We start from the raw sequence: 5201 nt of genomic DNA, 5'->3' as shown, positions 1-5201 counted from the left end.
CGAAATGAGACATTCCGAGAAGATTCCCATTGATGCCCCAGGGGAAATGGCATCACAAGGACATCGGATCTTTCAGCGCCCTTCACGGGTGAATGCAGTTTGAAGAACGTTTCACGGAGTGTCATGTTCTGATCTCGTGGATGCGATTACGAAGAAAGAGATAGAGATTATCCTGGACTCGACCCATGACGGGATGATCGCCGTCAATGGGAAGGGCGTCGTGACCCTCTTCAATCATGCCGCTGAACGCATTACCGGATTGCAGAGCAAAGAGGTGATGGGCCGTACTGCGATGGAGGCGATTCCGAATACCCGTCTCCATATTGTGCTTGCCACAGGTGCCCCGGAGCTGAATCAGAAGCAGAACCTCGGGAATGCGGTGATTGTCACGAATCGGGTGCCGATTCGAAACGAAAGGGGAGAGACGATCGGGGCTGTTGCGGTGTTCCGAGACATAACCGAAATAACTTCTCTCGCTGAACAGGTTTCCGACCTCTGGAAGGTCCGCAGCCTCCTTGAGGCGATCATCGAGGCCACCGAAGATGCCATCTCCGTTGCGGACGAACAGGGCAATACGATCATCGTTAATTCGGCATATACGAGAATCACGGGATTGCCGAAAGATGTCGTGCTGAACAAGCCGGTCACGGTCGACATTGCGGAGGGGGAGAGCATGCATATAAAGGTCCTCCGGTCCGGGAAGCCCGTCCATAACGTGCGGATGAAGGTCGGGCCCGCAAAGAAAGAGGTGATCGTCAATGTCGCCCCCATCTTCATAGAAGAGAAGATCCGGGGAAGCGTCGGGGTCATTCACGATATCTCCGAGATCATCGCCCTCAATGATGAACTCTCGAAGGCGAAAAAATTGCTCCGCCATCTGGAAGCGCGATACAAATGGGAAGATATCATCGGCAGTAGCCCGTCCATGGAGAGGGCAAAGGAGCAGGCGAGGATGGCCGCCCAGACGCCTGCCACGGTGCTCCTGAAGGGAGAGAGCGGAACAGGCAAGGAGCTCTTTGCCCACGCCATTCATGGCGCAAGCCCCCGGAGCAAGGGGCAGTTTGTGAGGGTCAATTGCGCAGCCATTTCAGAGAATCTTCTCGAAAGCGAGTTATTCGGATATGAGGAGGGGGCCTTCACGGGCGCCCTGAAGGGCGGGAAGAAGGGGCTCTTTGAGGAGGCGCACAGCGGGACGATCTTCCTCGATGAGATCGGGGACATCAGCCTCTCTCTCCAGTCCAAATTGTTGAGGGTCTTACAGGAGAAAGAGATCATCCGCGTCGGCAGCGCTAGGCCGATTCCCGCAGACGTGCGGGTAATCGCGGCAACGAACGCGAGCCTTGAGCAGAAGGTACGGTCCAGGACGTTCAGGGAAGACCTTTACTACAGACTGAATGTCATCCCGATCACGATCCCCCCTCTCAGGGAGCACAGGGAGGACATCCGGCAGATCGCCGAGCATAGCATCTTCAAGCTGAATCAGGAATTCGGACGGGAGGTGCGGGGAATATCTGATCGAGCGCTCACGAATCTCCTCGACTATGAGTGGCCCGGCAATGTGCGGGAACTCGAAAATGTACTCGGAAGGGCGATGATCTCGATGCGGCCTCAGGACACCGTAATGGAGGCGGGTCACCTTCCTCCCCTCTCCTTCGAAAAAGCAAGCGGGGTGCCGCTCCTCTCAGCTCAGGTGCGACCGCTCGAAGAAGTCCTTGCAGCGGCGGAACGGGCTGCTATCGTCCACGCACTGCAGGAGACGGGGGGCAACCGCACAAAGGCAGCGGTCTTATTGGGCGTCTCGATGCGGACTCTCTTCTATAAGATTGGGAAACACGGACTGAAATGATCTTGCTTTATGCACCATCTTGCATGCAATATTTAGTATTCGGTGCATCGATCTGCAGAGGGTAGTCCTCCGAAGAAGAGACTTCGGGACTCTGTTTATCCTCCGATTCCTCTATGAAAGAGCAAGAACCGCGCACAGTCCCGACCGTTTTCTGACCACTCTTATTTACGAACATCCCATAAGCCTCTTTCAAATAAAATCTGGCATGATATATGATAGAGTCATCTGTTGTTCGCAAAAACGGCAGGTAGACCCATCTGTCTATTGATCGTCAAGATAAGTAACTATTTTCGTTGTTACTCGGGAGGTAGTCATTGAAGCAGTCAGGAAAATCACGCACCGTTAAGCGATCGTCGCCGGGCAGCCTCTTCCGTGCCGCCGTTCGTAAAGAGAAACCCCTGCAGGTTGTCGGGGCGATCAACGCGTATGCCGCTCGTCTCGCTGAGCGTATCGGTTTCAGGGCACTCTATGTATCGGGAGGGGGAGTCGCCGCCGGCTCTCTCGGCATCCCCGATCTCGGCATCACGACCCTGGACGATGTGCTCACCGATGTTCGGCGCATCACCGATATCACCGACCTTCCCGTCCTGGTCGATATCGACACCGGCTGGGGCGGCGCCTTCAACATTGCCCGTACCGTCAAGTCCATGATTAGATCCGGCGCTGCCGCGGTACATATTGAGGACCAGGTTCTTTCAAAGCGCTGCGGCCACCGCCCGGGCAAGTCGATCGTGAGCAAGGAGGAGATGGTAGACCGCATTAAGGCCGCCGTAGACGCCAAAACAGACCAGGACTTCGTCATCATGGCACGAACCGATGCCCTCGCTGTCGAGGGACTCGATGCTGCCATAGACCGGGCAGGCGCATGCGTTGAGGCCGGCGCCGACATGGTTTTTCCCGAGGCGATAACCGATCTCGCCATGTACAGGAAATTCGCTCGTGCGGTGAAAGTGCCGATCCTCGCTAACATCACCGAATTCGGCTCCACACCCCTCTATACGATCGGGGAACTTCGCAGGGCCGATGTCGCAATCGTCCTCTATCCGCTGTCTGCATTCCGGGCCATGAGCAAGGCCGCCTTTTCGGTATACAGCGCCATCCGCAGGGAGGGAACCCAGAAACATGTGGTGGATCTCATGCAGTCGCGGGCCGAACTCTACGACTATCTTGATTACCATGCTTTCGAAGAAAAGCTCAATACAATCTTTTCGAAGGAGAAAAAACGATGAGCAATAACTCAGAAACCGCCGTTTCGACAGAAACCGTCGCGCCAAGAGTGAAAAAGTCGGTTGCCCTTTCGGGTGTGGTGGCGGGCAATACCGCAGTATGTACGGTAGGACGCACCGGAAATGACCTGCACTACCGGGGCTACGATATCGTGGAGCTTGCAAAACAGGCCACCTTTGAAGAAGTGGCGTATCTTCTCGTACACGGCGACCTGCCGACAGAATCGGAATTGAAGGGCTACGTGAAGAAACTGAAGAGCCTCCGCGGTCTGCCTGCCGAGGTGAAGACCATACTCGAGCACATCCCTGCAGCCGCCCACCCCATGGACGTGCTCAGGACCGGCTGCTCCGTCCTCGGCACCGTGCTTCCCGAGAAGGAAGACCGAAATATCCAGGGGGCCAGGGACATCATAGACCGGCTCGTGGCTTCGTTCGGGTCGATGCTCCTCTACTGGTGGCATTACAGTCAGAACGGTGTCCGGATTGATATCGAGACAGACGAAGATTCAGTAGCCGGCCACTTTCTCCATCTCCTCCACCGGAGGAGGCCTTTGTCCCTTCATGAGAAGGCGCTCGACCAGTCCCTGATTCTCTACGCCGAGCACGAGTTCACCGCATCGACCTTCGCCGCACGGGTGATCACCGGCACGCTTTCCGATATCTATTCGGCCATCACCGGCGCCATCGGCGCCCTCCGGGGACCGAAGCACGGCGGCGCAAACGAGGCGGCCCACGAAATCCAGAGGCGCTACCGCAATGCCGGTGAAGCCGAGGCGGATATAAAGACCCGCGTGGCGAACAAGGAGATCATCATCGGCTTCGGTCACCCCGTCTACACCGTGAGCGACCCGAGAAATCCGATCATCAAGGGGATAGCGAAGAATCTCTGCAACGACGGGGATAACATGAATCTCTTTTACGTCGCCGACCGCATCGAGACGGTCATGCGGAATGAGAAGAACATGTTCGCCAACCTCGACTGGTATTCGGCAGTCTCCTATCATATGATGGGTGTTCCGACTTCCTTCTTTACTCCGCTCTTCGTAATTTCACGGACCACCGGCTGGGGAGCGCACGCGATTGAGCAGCGGCTCGACAACAAGATCATCCGGCCTTCGGCGAACTACATCGGTGAGGAAGACCGTGCGTATGTGCCGATCAAGGACAGGAAGTAACGCGACGATTGCAGCGGTGGAAAAGCAGAACCGAGAACTTTTGTCTTGACCTCGGCTTCGTCTCTGCGGATAAAATACGTTAAGGAAAGGTAAGAGGAACAGATATGGGTTCTCACATCTCCAATGTCCGTCCCGACCCTGACAAGGTCCTGGTCGATATCGCCGACTATGTCTGCGATTACAAAATCTCGTCACCTGAGGCTTACGACACGGCCCGTTACTGTCTCATCGACACCCTGGGCTGCGGCTTCGAGGCCCTCGGGTATCCGGCCTGCACGAAGCTCCTCGGACCGGTCGTTCCCGGTACCATCGTGCCGAACGGTGCGAGGGTGCCCGGAACCCAATTCGAGCTTGATCCTGTGCAGGCCGCATTCAACATCGGCGCGATGATCCGTTGGCTCGACTTCAACGACACCTGGCTTGCCGCCGAGTGGGGACACCCCTCGGACAACCTGGGAGGGATCCTCGCGGCAGCGGATTATCTGTCCCGCAAGGCCGTCTCCGAAGGCAAGAGACCTCCGGTAATAAAGGATGTGTTGACTTCCATGATAAAGGCCCACGAGATCCAGGGCGTCATCGCCATCGAGAACGCCTTCAACCGTGTCGGTCTCGATCACGTCGTCCTCGTAAAAGTCGCCACGACGGCAGTCGTAACCGGGATGCTCGGAGGCACGAGGGAAGAGATCATAAACGCCCTGTCAAACGCGTGGATCGACGGGCAATCCCTGAGAACTTACCGCCACGCGCCGAACACGGGCTCCCGGAAATCCTGGGCGGCCGGCGATGCCACAGCGCGGGGCGTGAGGCTCGCGTTGATGGCACTGAAAGGTGAAATGGGTTATCCGTCGGCGCTGACCGCGAAGACCTGGGGTTTCTATGATGTCCTCTTCAAGGGCCGTGAGTTCACGTTTCAGCGGCCCTACGGCTCATACGTGATGGAGAACGTGCTCTTCA

4 protein-coding genes are annotated in these 5201 nt (G+C 56.6%); all 4 read left to right on the top strand.

The window, feature by feature from the left end:
• The first annotated feature begins 118 nt into the window (after positions 1 to 118).
• Positions 119 to 1846 carry a sigma-54-dependent Fis family transcriptional regulator gene (locus tag VEI96_13140; protein HXX58939.1) on the top strand — a complete coding sequence of 576 codons (1728 nt, stop codon included), beginning with the start codon at positions 119 to 121 and terminating at the stop codon, positions 1844 to 1846.
• Between the two features lie 314 nt (positions 1847 to 2160).
• A complete protein-coding gene (gene prpB, locus VEI96_13135) occupies positions 2161 to 3075 on the top strand; it encodes a methylisocitrate lyase (protein ID HXX58938.1) in 915 nt (304 codons plus the stop codon).
• Positions 3072 to 4247 carry a 2-methylcitrate synthase gene (prpC, locus tag VEI96_13130; protein HXX58937.1) on the top strand — a complete coding sequence of 392 codons (1176 nt, stop codon included), beginning with the start codon at positions 3072 to 3074 and terminating at the stop codon, positions 4245 to 4247. Before prpB ends, prpC begins: the two co-directional genes overlap by 4 nt.
• A 104-nt stretch (positions 4248 to 4351) precedes the next feature.
• The coding region (gene prpD / locus VEI96_13125; GenBank protein ID HXX58936.1) for a 2-methylcitrate dehydratase at positions 4352 to 5201 on the top strand (850 nt) is incomplete at its 3' end.

The sequence above is a fragment of the Thermodesulfovibrionales bacterium genome (assembly GCA_035622735.1).
Classification (GTDB): Bacteria; Nitrospirota; Thermodesulfovibrionia; order Thermodesulfovibrionales; family UBA9159; genus DASPUT01.
Note: the sequence above shows the minus strand (reverse complement) of the source record. Positions and strands in the feature narration are given on the sequence as shown.